Raw genomic sequence first — 664 nt, forward strand, 5'->3', positions numbered from 1 at the left:
AACGTTGTAGCCAATTAAACTGAATGCGAAAAACAGTCGAATTTATAGAAGATAGAATTAAGTGGAGAGCTTCTCAACATAATCTGCCGAATAAAACTGTATTTTTATTTGAGAACTTGACTGACGAAGTCAAAATGAAATACTTAAATCATTTTGACGAAAAAGATAGCGGAAAAATAATCTTACTATTTACGGATTCGAAGAATAATTGGACAGCATTGGGAACAAAAAGAATTATTGGGTATGACGGAACAAAACTCAACTCTGTAAAATTAGATGCAATTGAAGATGTGGATTCTAAAAATCGGAAAGAATATTTCGAAAAAGCAGAAGCTGGTGAAACTAAACTCAAAAAAATTAAAAAACGCAACGAACGCGAATTATTAGTTACTGAATTTGACGGAAAAGAAACGATTTTTATTACGAAAAAAGGAAGTGACTTATTCTCTCTCTGGAATATTATGATTATGATAACGAGATTAAATAAATAAACTGGCCACAACAACATATATGTGATCATAGCAGCTTAGTGATGAATCGAATGGTTGTTGTATTTTTGGTAAAGCGCAATGCTTGCTGAAAGTAAAAATTAGCAACCAATGCACAGAAATATCGAAAATCAGGGTAACATTTTGCTCTGCTACGACACATATATTAAACGTTG

1 protein-coding gene is annotated in these 664 nt (G+C 31.9%); it reads left to right on the forward strand.

Annotation, left to right across the window (positions count from 1 at the left end; all coding sequences use genetic code 11):
- The first annotated feature begins 23 nt into the window (after window positions 1-23).
- Window positions 24-491: a hypothetical protein gene (locus ACFSR1_RS19105; RefSeq protein WP_149627878.1), complete on the forward strand. Its 468-nt coding sequence runs from the start codon at window positions 24-26 to the stop codon at window positions 489-491.
- Window positions 492-664: the final 173 nt, after the last annotated feature.

This window comes from Aquimarina rubra (assembly GCF_042684305.1).
GTDB lineage: Bacteria > Bacteroidota > Bacteroidia > Flavobacteriales > Flavobacteriaceae > Aquimarina > Aquimarina rubra.